We start from the raw sequence: 280 nt of genomic DNA, 5'->3' as shown, positions 1-280 counted from the left end.
CTTGGTATTGAAAGTTTTATAGAGAATAATCCATTATCACAAATGTTACATAATGGGCCTGCACGAACTGTAAGAAATAGTTCTGCTAATCAATTGGTAAAGGATGCCATTCTTATTGCTGAAAAAGCACCGGGATTGTTTCAGAAATTATTAGAAAAAATTGCTCTTGATATTGGTCCAGCAGGACCAAGAGCAATTGAAATTATTAAATCTGCAGGTGATATGGCATCAGCAAATGAGGGAGCGGGAAGATTTTTTGTTGAGCAGGTAGCCTATGCCG

At 37.5% G+C, this 280-nt stretch carries 1 pseudogene; it reads left to right on the top strand.

Annotation, left to right across the window (positions count from 1 at the left end):
* Positions 1-280: pseudogene (locus BN338_RS10230) on the top strand (acyl-CoA dehydrogenase family protein); the annotation flags it as partial.

Source organism: Bartonella queenslandensis AUST/NH15 (genome assembly GCF_000312585.1).
In the GTDB taxonomy this organism is placed as follows: Bacteria; Pseudomonadota; Alphaproteobacteria; order Rhizobiales; family Rhizobiaceae; genus Bartonella; species Bartonella queenslandensis_A.
The sequence above is the reverse complement of the archived record's forward strand: the minus strand, read 5'-3'. Positions and strand labels throughout refer to the sequence as shown.